General features: G+C 61.3%; 13 protein-coding genes. 3 read left to right on the top strand and 10 right to left on the bottom strand.

The features are described 5' to 3' along the window. Positions 1 to 24 precede the first annotated feature (24 nt). Both ACYP2A_RS14330 and ACYP2A_RS14325 read right to left on the bottom strand, forming a co-directional pair. Positions 25 to 1,323, bottom strand: coding sequence for a glycoside hydrolase 5 family protein (locus tag ACYP2A_RS14330; protein WP_459745863.1), 1,299 nt, complete (start codon positions 1,321 to 1,323; stop codon positions 25 to 27). A gap of 19 nt (positions 1,324 to 1,342) precedes the next feature. Then, positions 1,343 to 2,653, bottom strand: a complete 1,311-nt coding sequence (locus ACYP2A_RS14325; RefSeq protein ID WP_459745861.1) for a hypothetical protein — start codon at positions 2,651 to 2,653, stop codon at positions 1,343 to 1,345. A gap of 324 nt (positions 2,654 to 2,977) precedes the next feature. Between ACYP2A_RS14325 and ACYP2A_RS14320 the strand changes: the two genes are divergently transcribed. Beyond that, complete coding sequence (locus ACYP2A_RS14320) at positions 2,978 to 3,331, top strand: type II toxin-antitoxin system HigB family toxin (RefSeq protein ID WP_459745859.1); 354 nt, start codon at positions 2,978 to 2,980, stop codon at positions 3,329 to 3,331. A gap of 55 nt (positions 3,332 to 3,386) precedes the next feature. Beyond that, entirely contained in the window at positions 3,387 to 3,860 is a 474-nt protein-coding gene (locus tag ACYP2A_RS14315; RefSeq protein WP_459746260.1) for a helix-turn-helix domain-containing protein, read from the top strand. Positions 3,861 to 3,905: 45 nt separating this feature from the next. On the opposite strand, the gene ACYP2A_RS14310 is transcribed toward ACYP2A_RS14315, so the two are convergent. The 7 genes from ACYP2A_RS14310 to ACYP2A_RS14280 all read right to left on the bottom strand — a co-directional run bounded on the left by ACYP2A_RS14310 (position 3,906) and on the right by ACYP2A_RS14280 (position 11,495). Beyond that, positions 3,906 to 5,525: a glucan biosynthesis protein gene (locus tag ACYP2A_RS14310; protein ID WP_459745857.1), complete on the bottom strand. Its 1,620-nt coding sequence runs from the start codon at positions 5,523 to 5,525 to the stop codon at positions 3,906 to 3,908. A 234-nt stretch (positions 5,526 to 5,759) separates the two neighbouring features. Beyond that, positions 5,760 to 6,689, bottom strand: coding sequence for a phosphatidate cytidylyltransferase (locus tag ACYP2A_RS14305; protein ID WP_459745856.1), 930 nt, complete (start codon positions 6,687 to 6,689; stop codon positions 5,760 to 5,762). 2 nt (positions 6,690 to 6,691) lie between these two features. Next, complete coding sequence (locus ACYP2A_RS14300; protein ID WP_459745854.1) at positions 6,692 to 7,309, bottom strand: lysophospholipid acyltransferase family protein; 618 nt, start codon at positions 7,307 to 7,309, stop codon at positions 6,692 to 6,694. 18 nt (positions 7,310 to 7,327) lie between these two features. Beyond that, positions 7,328 to 7,774 carry a hypothetical protein gene (locus ACYP2A_RS14295; RefSeq protein WP_459745853.1) on the bottom strand — a complete coding sequence of 149 codons (447 nt, stop codon included), beginning with the start codon at positions 7,772 to 7,774 and terminating at the stop codon, positions 7,328 to 7,330. Next, complete coding sequence (locus ACYP2A_RS14290) at positions 7,771 to 9,078, bottom strand: phosphatase PAP2/dual specificity phosphatase family protein (RefSeq protein ID WP_459745851.1); 1,308 nt, start codon at positions 9,076 to 9,078, stop codon at positions 7,771 to 7,773. Before ACYP2A_RS14290 ends, ACYP2A_RS14295 begins: the two co-directional genes overlap by 4 nt. Then, positions 9,075 to 10,832 (bottom strand): bifunctional alpha/beta hydrolase/class I SAM-dependent methyltransferase, encoded by a 1,758-nt coding sequence (locus ACYP2A_RS14285; RefSeq protein WP_459745850.1) that lies wholly within the window; start codon positions 10,830 to 10,832, stop codon positions 9,075 to 9,077. The genes ACYP2A_RS14290 and ACYP2A_RS14285 overlap by 4 nt, the downstream gene beginning before the upstream one ends. 45 nt (positions 10,833 to 10,877) lie before the next feature. After that, the gene (locus ACYP2A_RS14280; protein WP_459745849.1) at positions 10,878 to 11,495 is read right to left on the bottom strand and encodes a CDP-alcohol phosphatidyltransferase family protein; all 618 of its coding nucleotides are present in this window, start codon (positions 11,493 to 11,495) and stop codon (positions 10,878 to 10,880) included. 192 nt (positions 11,496 to 11,687) lie between these two features. Here ACYP2A_RS14280 and cfaB point away from each other — a divergent pair, with 192 nt between their 5' ends. Then, a complete protein-coding gene (cfaB, locus tag ACYP2A_RS14275; protein WP_459745847.1) occupies positions 11,688 to 12,875 on the top strand; it encodes a C17 cyclopropane fatty acid synthase CfaB in 1,188 nt (395 codons plus the stop codon). On the opposite strand, the gene cls is transcribed toward cfaB, so the two are convergent. Next, positions 12,876 to 14,315, bottom strand: coding sequence for a cardiolipin synthase (gene cls, locus ACYP2A_RS14270; protein WP_459745845.1), 1,440 nt, complete (start codon positions 14,313 to 14,315; stop codon positions 12,876 to 12,878). Position 14,316: the final 1 nt, after the last annotated feature.

The following is a 14,316-nucleotide window of genomic DNA, read 5'->3' as shown; positions in this document are numbered from 1 at the left end:
CTACACGGGTGGAAAGTACGATTTTTACGGTGTCAGGCGAATGATCTTGGGGAAGCGGGTCAGTGGCACCGACGCGGTGCAGCGTTGACCTTCGCATTGCCAGGCGCGCTCGCTGGCGATTTCACCCTGCTCGGCGTGTACGGTGTCGAGCCACTGTACCGGGCCACTCACAGGCGCATGGCTGGCAACCTGCTGCTCACGTGGCGCGCCGATGGCCCAGGCGACCAGCACGCGCTCTTCGCCCTTGCTGAAATACAGCTGATACAACTGATCGGTCAGGGTGCTGGCCTGCGCGTCGTAGGTGTACTCGCCCACCACCGGCGCAATGGCTTTCATCATCGTGTAGGCAGGCTTGGGCGACAGGTCTTCGTTAAGCACGCCGAAGTTGTTTTCCTGATCGAAGCGGTCCGGCCCGTCGTTGTACAGGTCGTACCACCACATGCCCTTGATGTTGGGAATGCTGCGCGCCAGAAACCAGATGCGCGTCATGTACAGCGCCTGGGTGACTTCGCTCTTGCCGCAAGCCCCCTGATGGCTGGGCCAGCCGACTTCGGTGAGATAGATCGGCACATCACGGCCGGCCCTGGTGCGGATATGCTGCTCGTAGTCGCGCACCCAGCGTACCCAGGCTTCGGGAGTGTTGCCGTCGTTGGCCGCGCAATGCGCATAAGGATGCACCGACAAGCCATCGATCAGGTCCAGCGCGCCGCTGTCGATCAGGTAATCGGCAAAGCCGTATTGCATGCCCTCGGGGGTGACGGCGCCGGCCAGGATTCTGGCGGGAGTGCCGGGCGCCTTGAGCGTGTTATTGCGGATCACCGGTACGGTCTTGTGTACCAGGGCGGCGTAATCTACGGCGAGTTGGCGATCACTGGGCGCTTGCAGGTCCCATTCGTTCCAGATCTCGTAGAAATCGACGCGGTTGCCCAGTTGCTGGCTGACGTAGTCGACGTATTTGAGAAACGGCCCGGTGACCATGGGCGTGCGCGGCTTGGCGTTCTGATGAAACCAGGTGCTGTAGCCAAGGATCGCCAGGCGGCTCATGTTCAGCGTTTCGGCCTCGCTCAGGTAGCGTCGCCATTGATCAGGGATGCGTAAATGGTGCGGGGTGCGCTCGGCCGTCGACCACAGAATGTCGTCCTTGACCGAGTTGAAGCCCGCCTCGGCTGCCAGCGTCATTGGCTCTTTCAAGGGACGCTCGATATTCATCAGGTGCGTGGTAATGCCCAGAATGAATTCAGGTTCGGTCCGGGGCTGGGCGTGGGCTGCCGGCAACCAGGCCAGTACGCCCGTCAGCAGGGCGGCAATGCTGCGGATATGCAATCCGCTTATACCCGCCACCTCAGTTCACCGCCTTGAAGGGCAACAGCTGAAATTCCTGCGGCTGGTCGCTTTGTGTGGCGCTGGCGCTGCGGGCGCTGAGCACATGACCGATCACCAGCCCGAGAAACAGATTGGCAATGGCAATCTCGAACAGGTCGGTGGTCCAGCCGATCAGGCAGCAGCAGAACGCAATTGAAAGCAGCATGCGCGCCAGACGGCTGTCGTCCTTGAGCAGGGCGAACATCAAGGGCACCTGCAAGGTGTACAGCAACAGCCCGGCCAGCCCGAGCATGGCCCACAGGTACAACGCCGTGCTGTCGACCCCGGTCAGCAATTGCGCGCTCATCACCGGAAACAGCACCTGGCTGCTGCCGACCATGCCGAAGCCGGCACCGCTCAAGCCCCAGCCTTCCAGGCTCATGGCCTTGAACAGGTTGGGCCAGGTGTTGTTCAGCCGGTCATACAACGAGGCCAGCGAACTGCTGCTACTGCTGACCGTGTGCGGGTCGAAGTCATGGATCAGGCCCATCAGCGGCAACAGCAAGCCGACCGCGACCACCAGCACGCACAGCGCCTGGCAGGTCCAGTGCAGGCGCAGTACCAGCATCAGCATCAGGGTCAGCACAAAGGCGGCGGCAGGCGCCTTGCTGGTGGTCATGACGATGGCCACCAGTGCGACGCTGCAGAGGATCGTCTTGAGTGTCAGCGAGCGCAGAAACAGCAACAGGTACAGGCTGTACAACGCGATCAGCCCGGACAGGATGTTCGATACACGGGCAAAGCCGGCGACCCGGTCCTGATCGGCATCGCTCCATGAGGTATTGCCGCTCAACTGGGTCTCGCCCACGTTGTAGCTGTAGCCTTTCCATGGCACCTGGGCGTACTTGTCGAGCAACAGCCCGACCAGCGAAGCCAGCAGGCAAAAGGCGATGGCTTTGCCAAACAGTGTCTGGCGCTGCAACAGATACCGGCTGCAGACCAGCCCGAACAACAACGGGCTGATCGCGAACAGACTGAACGCCAGGTTGTAGAGGCTGGCGCCATGCAACATCGCCAACAGTGCCGAAACGATCCAGGCCAACAGGCACAGCCAGAACACCCGGCCACCCTTGAAGGTGAACAACTCCAGCACGAACAACACGATGCAGGCCGCTTTGGGCAGGTACAGCACAGGGCCCAGCCCGGCCTGGTCGAAGTAATAGCGCAACGCGCCGGAAAAGGTCTCGACCAGCAGCAGGCTGATCGCGACCCAGACAATGACCGTGGACTTGTCGAACGCCAACAGCGACGCGCGCGCGTCGTGGTCTGCGAGTGCAGGATTCAACGTCATGAGGATGTGCCTTCAAGCAGGCGCAGGCATCGATTGCACGGCAAGCAGGAACGCTACCGCCAACCGACCGCGCGGGAGGGGTCGATGCAGCCAGGGGCTTGGGAGAATGCAGAGAGTCTGGAGCGAACGCTCCAACGACGTGACAGGCCTCTATAACAGCCTTAGATGGGCGGGCTGTCAATGCATTGGACAGAAAAAGCCGGAAGCAATGTTGTATGTGACGATCTTTGAGGCGCGACTAGGCTTGGCCCGTACATCGATATTGGATTGATGATTATCGCATAATGCGATATTTTTTGATGGTCAGGGATGACGAGGTATGCGATGCGTGTATTGACCAAAGCGGCGGTAACGTCAGCCATTCAGAAGTACGGCCAATGGCAAGCACCGCTCAGCTTGTGGCTTGCGACGTTTGACAGGGCAAGCCTGCGCTTTGAATCTTTTGATCAGATTCGTTCGGTATGGTTAAACACATCAGGTTGGAATACCGACCGTATCCCTTTTAGCCGATTGAAGAGCATCAGCAGGAAAGGGCCTCTTGATATCTATATTTTTGACATCAAGAAAAACGACTGTCGGGTCATCACTTGGATTAACCCTCTGAATGGCACGATTTATATAAAAGAGATCTTGCCGCACTCAGGTTATGACAAGTGGTGGAAACATGAAGTCAAATAAGTGTGATCAAGGACAACAGACGTTCTCTGAACGCTATGGAATGACAGGTAACCGCATGATGAACGACAACGTCGCGCCCACTGACCTGAAGACGGTCATTGCAGATATAGCCCCCTTACTGGAAGCCCTGAGCGATCGGTCCGCGATTATGTCCCGGCTTTTGTCGGCCTGCCATGAACCTATTGGTAATGACGATGAATTGCAGGTTCGGATGGCCTTGATCAATGAGCTTTATTCCCATGCCCACGAAGCAGATGACGTGGCGGCACGTTTTGCCGAAGCCATCGCTGACCGCGTGTATGAATATGAGGCACAAACCGTCCTGGTTCCCTATGCATCACAGGCTCAGGCACTGGCTTTTCTGATGGATGATCGTGGTGTCAGGCAAAAGGACCTGGCAGCCATTGCAACCCAGAGCATTATTTCCGAGATTCTCAACAACAAGAGAAAAATGACCGTGGCCCATATCAAAGGGTTTTCGGCGTTTTTCGATGTACCTGTTGAGTTCTTCATGCAGGGCGCGGTTTGAATGTTGCAGGACCCGCCGCCCGGCAGGTCCTGCAAGCTCTATGGTTTACGGGTACTTGCGCTGGTCTGGTGCTGGCGGGAAGTACTGGTACAGCCACGTCTCGCTCAGCGTGCGGTCGCGGGAGCGGATGAACAGGCGCATTTCAACCGGTTCGACCGAGTCGCTGTCCGGCAGCCAGTCGAACATCACACGGTAGCCCTGGATGTCCGGCAGGTACTGGATATTGAAATCCTGGGTCTTGCCGTGCGAGACCTTGAGGATCGGTTCGATGCCGGCGCCTTCGGGCAGCCGGTCCAGGCCGCCGCCATGGAAGTCGACCGCAAAGCGGCGCGCCCAGTATTTGGGGTAGTGCTCGCCCGGGGTCCAGCCTTCGAGAAAGCCGCCCATGCCTGAGCGGGTGGCGTGAATCTGCGCCAGCGGGGTACTGACCGGAGGCAGAGCGCTCCAGAACAGTTTGTAGCTGTAGTTGAGCGAGTCGCCGGCCTTGACCTTGTTCTTGGGGGTCCAGAACACCACGATGTTGTCCATGGTCTCGCCGGTGGTCGGGATTTCCAGCAGGCTGATCTCGCCTTCGCCCCAGGCGTTGGTCGGCTCGACCCACAGGCTCGGGCGGCGGCTGTACCAGACCACGGTGTCCTGATAGCTCTTGAAGTCATGGTCGTACTGCACCAGCCCAAAGCCTTTCGGGTCCTTGTCGGCAAACGCGTTGAATTGCAGTTTCGCCGGGTTGTTCAGTGGGCGGCAGATCCACTCGCCGTTGCCGCGCCACATCGACAGGCGATCGGAGTCGTGCAGTTGCGGGTGGATGCTGTCGCACATGCGGCGCTCGTGGGTACCGCAGCTGAACATGCTGGTCATCGGCGAGATGCCCAGTTGTTCGATGTCGGCGCGGGCATTGACGTGCGCGTCGATCTCCATGACCACCTGAGTGGCCTGGCAATCGATGTCGAACTTGTAGGCACCGGTGGCGCTTGGCGAGTCGAGCAGGGCGTAGACCGTGAAACGCGTGGCGTTTTTGGCCGGGGTCTCGAACCAGAATTTGGTGAAGTCGGGAAATTCTTCCTGACGCTTGGCGAAGGTGTCGATGGCCAGGCCACGGGCCGACAGGCCGTACTGCTTGGTGTTATCCACCGCACGGAAATAGCTGGCGCCGAGGAACGACAGGATGTCGTGGATGGCGATTTCCGGTGCCTTGAACAATTTGAAGCCGGCGAAACCCAGGTCGCCCTTGACCAGGTTCTTGTCGATGCCGCTGGTCTCGTAGTTGAACAACTCGTGGCGAAAATGCACTTCGCGGGCAGTCTTGCTCTTGGGGTCGACGCTGTACATGCGCACCGGCGTCTTGAAACCCATGCCGACGTGGAAAAACTGCACGTCGAGCTGGCCTTTGACTTCCTTCCACAAGGAGTGATTAGGGTCGTAGCGGATGGCATTGAATTGCTGCGGGGTCATGTCCGCGAGTACCGGTGGCAACACCTGTTTGGTACTGACATACGCCTGGCTGGCCAGTTGTTTGGCCTGGACCTGCAACGTCGCGAAATCGAACGGTTCCTTTTCGCCATCGGCTGCCGCGGCGAGGGCGCGCGCAGCAAAAAGCCCCGAGGCTGGCAGGGCGCTATAAGCGGCCACAGCCATCGATGCTTTCAGGAGATTCCTGCGGTTCATAACGTGAAGCCTCTAAAAAATGCCGTGCGTCCTGCACAAAAAAGCGCGCCAACGTCTCCTTGCCGAACGCAAACTACCGATAACAGATAACAAAGACGAGATACGGTTCGAAAAAAACTCAATAAAAAACGCCGTGCCTGTTAACCAGGACGGCGTCAAGACAGCGGGTTATGCGGCATTGCGGGCGAAATGCTGCAATATTCAGCAATCATTTCGCCAGCATCAAAGGCCGTGTCAGGTCCACCAGTAGCGCACCAGATGGAAGAAAATCGGCGCGGCGAAGCACACCGAATCCAAACGATCGAGCATGCCGCCGTGGCCTTCGATCATGTGCCCCCAGTCCTTCACGCCCCGGTCGCGCTTGATCGCCGACATGACGATACCGCCGGCAAAACCCAGCAGGTTGACCAGCACCGCGATGGCCAGTGCCTGCAACGGGCTGAACGGGGTGATCCACCACAGCGCTGCTCCGATCATCGAGGCCAGGGCGATGCCGCCGGCAAAACCTTCGACGGTCTTGGACGGCGACAGATTGGGCGCGATCTTGCGCTTGCCGAACAGTTTGCCGCACACGTACTGCAAGACGTCCGAGAGCTGCACGACGATCACCAGCCAGGCGATCAGCAGCAGGTTACGGCCTTCATAGCCCGGGATATCCAGGGTCAGCAACGCCGGCACGTAAGACACGCAGAACACCGCGATCATCAGGCCCCACTGGACCTTGGAGGCGCGCTCCAGGAAGTTCTTGGTGTCGCCGCCCAGCGACGCCAGGATCGGCAGCAGCAAAAACACATAGACCGGAATAAAGATCGAGAACAGGCCGTACCACTTGGTGGCGATCAACACGTATTGCACCGGCAGTGCCACATAGAACGCGGCAGCCAGGGCCGGGTAGTCGCTGCGCCGGGTCGGGGTCAGGGTCAGGAACTCACGCAGCGCATAGAACGACACCGCGTAGAACAGCAGGATCACCGCCGTATAGCCGAGCCAGAAGGCAGCGCCGATGACCAGCACCATCACCCACCAGGCGTTGATCCGCGCGTTGAGGTTGTCGATGACGGCATGCGGGCCGCGCGCCTTGAGCTTGAGCACATAGCCGATCACCGACGCGAGCAACAGAATGACGCCAATGCCCATGAACAACAGTTGAGTCTGGTTCTCCATCGTTACTGCTCCGCCGCCAGGGCCAGCAGCGCTTCACGGCTGCGGGCGAGAAAATGCTCTTTGCTTTCGTCTTCTTCGAGATGCAGCGGTGTACCGAAACTGGTGGTGCACAACAGCGGCAGCGGCAGGAAGCGGCCCTTGGGCATGACCCGGTTGAGGTTGGAAATCCACACCGGCACCAGCTCGGCCTGTGGGTAACTCTTGGCCAGGTGGTAAATCCCGCTCTTGAATGGCAGCAGGCCTTCGTCCGGGTTGCGCGTGCCTTCGGGGAAGATGATCAGCGAGTGACCTTGTTCCAGTGCGTCGAGCATCGGTTGCAACGGGTTGCTGTGTTCGTCGGTGCGGTTACGGTCGACCAGCACGCCGTTGAACACATTGTTGATGATGTAGCGCCGCAGGGCGCCCGACTGCCAGTAGTCGGCGCCGGCCACCGGCCGGGTGAAGCCGCGCAGGCTGCGTGGCAGCGAGGCCCAGAGCAGCACGAAGTCGCCGTGGCTGCTGTGGTTGGCAAAGTAGATGCGCTGCACCGGTTCCGGCGTGCAGCCCAGCCACAGGCTGCGAGCGCCGGTGACGCTGCGCGCGCCGGCGGTGATAAGGGTGGCTACCACAGATTCGAACATGACAATTCCTTTAATCCTTCAATGGAGCAAGGGCAAAATCAGCAGTGCGCCCAGCAGCACAACGACCTGCAAGGCGACGAACAACAGCTGTTGGCGCAAGAGCCTGAGTGCTCCCTGGCTGCGTACCGCCCAGGGGCGGCCTGCCTTGTCTGCAGGTTGCAGACCGAGTGCACTCAGGGCCTGGTCCAGCGCCTGGGTGTTTTCCGACAACGGCCGGGCATCGTTGCCCAGCCTCTGGAACAGATCGGCGTCGAACGCCACGCGCAGGGCGTAGTACTTTTCGATCAGGCCGAGAATGACGACGCACACGACCGGCAGCACGAACGACAGACTGCCCGAGGTTATCCACAGCCGAATCAGACCGGCCGCCAGACTCACCAGCGTCAGCCCGGTGGACAGATTATCCAGCGCCCGGCCACGGCGCAGCAGGCTGGCTACGACATGCAGCTGCATATCTGCGCTCATGGCAGTTGGCTCAGGCTGTGCCGGTGTTCGGCGCGCAGCACCACACCCGGCCGCGCCGTGTTCAATAGCGCGACGGCGGCGTCCACCGAATCGACTCGCTTGGTGTACAGCAGCCAGGCCGCCACGGCGGTGGCACTGCGCGAATAGCCCAGCGCACAGCACACCAGCAACGGGCCGTTCTGACGCAGCGCCTCGATGGCTTGCGCCGCCGCCAGGCAGTGCTCGGCATCGGCAGCGATCAGGTCGAGCTGCGGCAGGCTGCGATAGGCGCGCGTACCGACCGAAGCGGGAAGCTCGGCGCACAGGTCGACGATCGCGGCAAAGTCCTGTGCCGGATGATCATCGGGTATTCGTCCGAGCCAGACGTTATCCACCACGTGATCCGCTTGAGGATGCTTGCGGGTCCACAGCCGCGAATTCAACCATGCGCCTACCAGGTACGGTGCCAGCAGCCAGCAGGCGGCTGGAGAGAGGCTGCCGTCGCTACGCTTCTGAAAGCCTGCGGCATCGAACAGCAGGTAATTGAGCGCCACCAGTGCCAGTGAAAAAGCCGGCCACAACAGCCACAGCCAGCTACCGCCCAGACTGAATGCCGTCCAGGCCAGCAGTGCAGCACCCAGCGCGTAGTACATGCTCAGTCGCAAGCGCTTGGGCTCAGTGGTCAGCCGCGCTGCGAGTAACGGGCTACGGCCTTCATCGGGCCAGAGCCACACGCACAGCCAGCCGGCCAGTGCGCCGGTGGGCACATCGATGAAGTGATGCTGCCAGGTGGTCAGCACCGACACGCCGATCAGTGCGAACCAGCCATGCAGCAGCCAGCGCCAGGCGCTGTGGAATGCCTGCGCATAGCGCTCGAAACACACCCACAGAATCACCAGCAGGGCGATGTGCAGCGAAGGTGCCTGATTGAAGGGCTTGTCGAAACCGGCCAGCACCGCAAACAGCCAGCCGAACACGCCGTCCATTTCCGGGCGCTCGAAGGTAAAGCGCAGCGGCCACAGCAGAAAGCAACTGACGGCCAGCAACTGCGCACTGAGCAGCCGCAGGCCGTGGGTATCCAGTTGCCGGCGGGTCAGGCAGGCCAGCAGCGAAAACCCGTACAGCAGGTCGATGGACCAGTACGGCACGATGGTCCAGGCCCAGAACGGCATATGGCTTTCCCAGGCGAACACCAGCGTGCCGACGTCGTCGCGCTGCGCCGTGTACCAGGTGGCAAAACCGTAAGTGCCGAAAAACAGCGGCGCCAGGCACAGCAACCAGACCACGGCGCGCTTCCACAGTCCGGCCTCTCGTATGCCGCTCACGGCAGTCGTTGCGCGATGGAAACGCTGAAAATGCCCCATTCATCGATGCGCTGGGTGATCTTGCGAAAGCCGGCGGACTCGACCAGTTGATCCATTTCCGCCTGGCTGCGTCGACGCATGACCCAGGCCTGGCCAGCACGGTGGCTGGTCAGTGCGCGGGCGATCAATTCCAGTTGCGGGTGCCAGGGTTGTCCGGTGTAGACCAGATAACCGCCAGGCTCGACAGCGGCGGCCAGGCCCGCCAGCGAGTCGCCGACCATCTGGTTGCTGGCGAACAGCTCGTACAGGCCCGACACCACGGCCAGGGTCGGTTTGGGCTCGATGGCGGCCAGGTCGGCGCGGTCGAAGGCATCGGCCTTGATGAAGCGGGCGATCTCGTCCAGGTCCAGTTGCTCGATCAGCGCGCTGCCTTGCTGGACGTTGATGTCGCTGTAGTCACGCAGCAGGATCGACTCGGGTCGCGGCTCGACACCCTTGAGCGCGTCGAGGATATAGCGGCCGTGGCCGGCGGCAATGTCGACGATGCGTACTGGACGCTGTTGCTCGTGCAGCCGCTGCATGGCCAGGCGCAGCAGTTCTTCGAGGTGCACCTTGCGCTGGCGAATGCCTTTCCAGCCGATCGACTGCAGGTAGTTCTGGTCGATCATTCGGCCCAGTCCACCGCGCCCGGCCGGTTGATTGCGGTACACATAATCGAGGGTGCTGCCGGAGTCGAAGCCGGTGTCGAAACCCAGTTTCACGCCATTGGAGAACTTGCTGCCCAGGCGCAGGCCGGCCCGGGTCAGGCGCCAGTACAGGTCGCGCAACGAGTTACGCGGCAGCGGCGCGGCCAGGGTCTCGGCTTCGGCGCAGGTGGCACCGACGCGGTCGGCATCGAGCAGGGCAGGGCTTTCAAGCGGTCGTTCAAAGGCCTGGCCGACAAAGCGACGGATACGCACCAGCGCCTGTTCACGGTCGCGCTCGCCGAGGGTGTCGTGGAAGAAACCGGGCAGCACGTGCTTCTCTTTATGCAGGCTGCCCAGGCGGTCGAAAAAGCGTTCTTGCGGGGCGCGATGCACCACGAAGTCGGCGCCGGAGATCAGCACCTGGGTCGGTACCTGGATCGCCTGGGCATCGGCCACTACCCGTTCGGCAGCCTCGTACAGACCCAGCAACACATTCACCGAGATGGCCCGGGCAATCAGCGGGTCGCTGTCGTAGGTCACCTGACGCATCCGGTCATGGGTCAGGAAGCGCGCCTTGACGTAGCTGTTGACGAAAAAGTTGCCCTTGATGCGCTTGAGCAGGGCCAGGCCCTGACGGGCAAAGGGCACGTACAGCTTGATGTCGAAGGCGGGCGACGCCAGCACCAGTGCGCGGATTTTCGGCGCGTAATCGTGAACCCAGGTGGCGGCGATCACCGCGCCGACACTTTGGCCGATGACGGCGATATTGCCGATGTCGATCACATGGCTGGCGCCGATGTGCTCGATGAAGGTTTGCAGGTCGCGCACATTGGTGGCGAAGCTTGGGCTGTGGCCGCGCTCGCCCGGTGACTGGCCGTGGCCGCGTGCGTCCCAGGCGAAGAAGTCAAAGCCTGGCAGGTCGAGCTCTTCGACCAGGTGGGCGATGCGCCCGGAATGCTCATGGCCACGGTGCAACAGCACAATGGCCTGGCGCGGGCTGCCGGGCATCACGCCCCTGGCCGGCCAGTGTCGATAAAACAGCTCGACACCATCGTGGGTACTGAAATGCAGGGCGATCACGTCGCGCATGGCGGGTTCCTTTTGCCAGACTGGAGTTCGATGGGGCGGTGGTGGTTAACGATCCGCTTCGCTGATCTGCGCGAGCCCTTGGCGCACGCGGTTGATCACGGTGTAGATCAGCAAGGCTGAGACCACGACAAGCACCAGATTGATCCATGCTGGCGCAAGTAAACCTGCGGCGACGCCGGCGCCCAGCACGCCGAACACGAAGGCCCGGTCGCTCTTGCCCATCGGCCCGTCGTAGCGCCGCGCCGCACCGACCATCGGTCCCAGCACGCCGGTGTACTCGCTGATGATCGCCAGCAGCGTGACCAGCACCACCAGTGCCGGGCTGACACCGGCTATCAGGGCGAACGGCAGAAACAGCGCGCTGTCGGCGATGACATCGGTCAGTTCATTGAGGTAAGCGCCCAGGCGCGATTGCTGGCCGAACTCACGGGCCAGCATGCCGTCGATGGCATTGAGCGCCATGCGCAGGATCATCCACAGCGGGATCAGCGCGAACACGCCGTAATGCGGAATACCGGCGGCCACCGCAGCGCCGACCAATAGCGAGACTACACAGGCGCCGACGGTGACCTGGTTGGCAGTGACGCCCTTGTCGTAAAGGCGTTTCACCAGAGGGCGCAGCAGGTTCTGAAAGCGCGGTTTGAGCTGGTAGATCGAAATCAAGAGGGAGCGTCCTTGTCGTCAAGTCTGGGGCATCATCGGCGCCTGAGGACTTTTCGTACAGCATCAGGTAAGGAAAAACGTGATGTGGGTCGTGTTCTGAGCATTCGACCATTGGCCCGACGATATTCATCATTGAGCATTTCTGGACTAACCTGTTGCCGACATGCCCTGTAGATACAGAGGGTTCTCGAGATGAACGTGCAACTTCCAGCGGCTTTGCAACACCTTCGGTTGCCCCTGCGCATCAAACTCTGGAATGGCCACGAGCTGGACCTGAGCCCGGCGCCCAGCGTCACCATCGTGGTCAATGACCCGCAACTGGTCAGCGATTTTGCCCGCCCCAGCCTGGGCCTGTTGGGCAGTGCCTTTGTCGAAGGGCGGCTTGAACTGGAAGGTTCGATCCGTGAAGTGGTGCGCCTGTGCGACGAACTGACGACGGCACTGGGTGATGTGGAAGGGGGTGACGCACCGCACCAGCATGTTGCCCATGACCCGACACTCGATGCGACGTCGGTGTCTTATCACTACGACCTGTCCAATGCGTTTTACCAACTGTGGCTCGATCAGGAGATGGTCTATTCCTGTGCCTACTTCAAGACCGGCGAAGAAAGTCTTGAACAGGCCCAGCAGGATAAATTCCATCACCTGTGTCGCAAGCTGCGCTTGCAGCCCGGTGACTATCTGCTGGATGTCGGCTGTGGCTGGGGCGGGCTGGCGCGCTTTGCAGCCCGCGAATATGGCGCCCGGGTATTCGGGATTACCTTGAGCGGCGAGCAATTGAGCCTGGCGCGAGATCGGGTGGCTGCCGAGGGTTTGCAGGACCGCATCGAGCTGCAACTGCTCGACTACCGTGAACTGCCGCAGGACGGCCGTTTCGACAAGGTGGTCAGTGTCGGCATGTTCGAGCACGTTGGTCATGCCAATCTGCCGCTGTACAGCCAGTGCCTGTTCGCGGCGGTGAAGCCCGGTGGACTGGTGATGAATCACGGCATTACCGCGCTGCACACCGACGGCCGCCCGGTGGGCCGTGGTGCCGGCGAGTTCATCGGTCGGTATGTGTTTCCCAATGGCGAGTTGCCGCACCTGGCGATGATCAGCAGCCACTTGAGCGATGCCGGGCTGGAAATCGTCGATGTCGAAAGCCTGCGCCTGCATTACGCCCTGACCCTGGAACACTGGAGCAACCGGCTTGAAGCGCGGCTGGACGAGGCGCGGGGACTGATTGCGGAGCAGCGCCTGCGCATCTGGCGTTTGTACCTGGCCGGTTGTGCCTATGCCTTTGCCAGGCACTGGATCAACCTGCACCAGATCCTGGCTGTCAAACCACTGCCTGACGGCGGACACACCCTGCCGCTGACGCGAGCGGATGTGTACCGCTGATTACAGGATCGGCGAAATCAGGCGCGCCACGCGCATGCCCAGTTGATGCAAACCGCGGGTGTCGCGGCTGTCTTGCAGGGTGATCTCGCGGGCCAGCTCGAAGTCGGCGGTGAGCATCGCTTCGACCTCACTGGCAAACTCACCGTCGACGGTCAGCAGCATCAATTCGAAGTTGAGCCGGAACGAACGGTTATCGAGGTTGGCGCTGCCGATGGCGCTGATCTCGTCGTCGACCAGCACCACCTTCTGGTGCAAAAAGCCCGGCTGGTAACGGAACACGCGCACCCCGTCGCGCACGGCGGCGAAGGCGTAGAGGCTGGAGGCGGCATACACCACATAGTGATCCGGGCGCGAGGGCAGCAGCAGGCGCACATCCACGCCGCGCAATACCGCCAGGTGCAGCGCCGCCGACACCGCCTCGTCGGGGATGAAATACGGGCTGGTGATCCAGATGCGCTTTTCGGCAGAGTGGATGGCCTCGACGAAAAACAGCGAGCAGGTTTCCTGCGCATCGGCAGGGCCGGTGGCCAGCAGCTGACAGAGCACCCCGTCTTCCGGGTAGCTGTCGGGCAGGCTCAGCGGCGGCAACTGGCGGGTGGCCCAGAACCAGTCTTCGGCAAACGACTCTTGCAGGCAGGCGACCACGGGACCGATGACTTGCACATGGGTGTCGCGCCACGGTGACAACGGCGGCTTGAGACCCAGGTATTCGTCGCCGACGTTGTGGCCGCCCAGATAGCCTTTGATGCCATCGACCACGACAATTTTGCGGTGGTTGCGAAAGTTGATCTGGAAGCGATTCAGCCAGCCACCATGGGTGGCGAAGGCCTTGATGCGCACGCCGCCGGCGCGCAGCTTTTCCACGTAGCTGGCGGGCAGTTTGTGGCTGCCGATGCCGTCGTACAGCACATACACCGCTACGCCCTCAGCGGCCTTTTCGAGCAACAGGTCCTGCATGCGGCGACCGAGGTCGTCGTCATGGATGATGAAGAACTGCACCAGCACGGTTTGCCGCGCCTGCCGAATCGCCTCGAACATCGCCGCGAAGCTGGCCTGGCCATTGATCAGCAGTTTCACGTGGTTATTGGCCAGCGCCGGCATGGTGCCCAGGCGAGGCATGGCGCGCAGGGCGGCGTAAGCATCCGAGCGTCGTGCGGCCACGGCTTCGTCGATCCACGGTCGCCAGTTGAGGTTGCCGATGGCGTGCTTCATCTCTTTGTTGGCCTGCCGCCGTGCCTTGATGTAGGCGTCGAACGAACTGCGGCCAAAGACCATGTACGGGATCAGGGTGAAGTAGGGGATGAACAGCAACGACATCGCCCAGGCAATCGCGCCTTGCGCCGTGCGCACCGTGAACAGTGCATGGATGGCCGCAGCGGTGCCCAGCAAATGAATGAAGGCCAACACATAACCGAAGAAATACGGGCTGTGATAATCCATA

It is taken from the genome of Pseudomonas sp. 3A(2025) (genome assembly GCF_054589175.1).
Note: the sequence above shows the minus strand (reverse complement) of the source record. Positions and strands in the feature narration are given on the sequence as shown.

What these genes read in the sequence shown, in the direction of transcription:
- ACYP2A_RS14325 (WP_459745861.1), bottom strand. Translation starts at nt 2,653, where the DNA reads ATGACGTTGAATCCTGCACTCGCAGACCACGACGCGCGCGCGTCGCTG.
- ACYP2A_RS14320 (WP_459745859.1), top strand. Translation starts at nt 2,978, where the DNA reads ATGCGTGTATTGACCAAAGCGGCGGTAACGTCAGCCATTCAGAAGTAC.
- ACYP2A_RS14315 (WP_459746260.1), top strand. Translation starts at nt 3,387, where the DNA reads ATGATGAACGACAACGTCGCGCCCACTGACCTGAAGACGGTCATTGCA.
- ACYP2A_RS14310 (WP_459745857.1), bottom strand. Translation starts at nt 5,525, where the DNA reads ATGAACCGCAGGAATCTCCTGAAAGCATCGATGGCTGTGGCCGCTTAT.
- ACYP2A_RS14305 (WP_459745856.1), bottom strand. Translation starts at nt 6,689, where the DNA reads ATGGAGAACCAGACTCAACTGTTGTTCATGGGCATTGGCGTCATTCTG.
- ACYP2A_RS14300 (WP_459745854.1), bottom strand. Translation starts at nt 7,309, where the DNA reads ATGTTCGAATCTGTGGTAGCCACCCTTATCACCGCCGGCGCGCGCAGC.
- ACYP2A_RS14295 (WP_459745853.1), bottom strand. Translation starts at nt 7,774, where the DNA reads ATGAGCGCAGATATGCAGCTGCATGTCGTAGCCAGCCTGCTGCGCCGT.
- ACYP2A_RS14285 (WP_459745850.1), bottom strand. Translation starts at nt 10,832, where the DNA reads ATGCGCGACGTGATCGCCCTGCATTTCAGTACCCACGATGGTGTCGAG.
- cfaB (WP_459745847.1), top strand. Translation starts at nt 11,688, where the DNA reads ATGAACGTGCAACTTCCAGCGGCTTTGCAACACCTTCGGTTGCCCCTG.
- cls (WP_459745845.1), bottom strand. Translation starts at nt 14,315, where the DNA reads ATGGATTATCACAGCCCGTATTTCTTCGGTTATGTGTTGGCCTTCATT.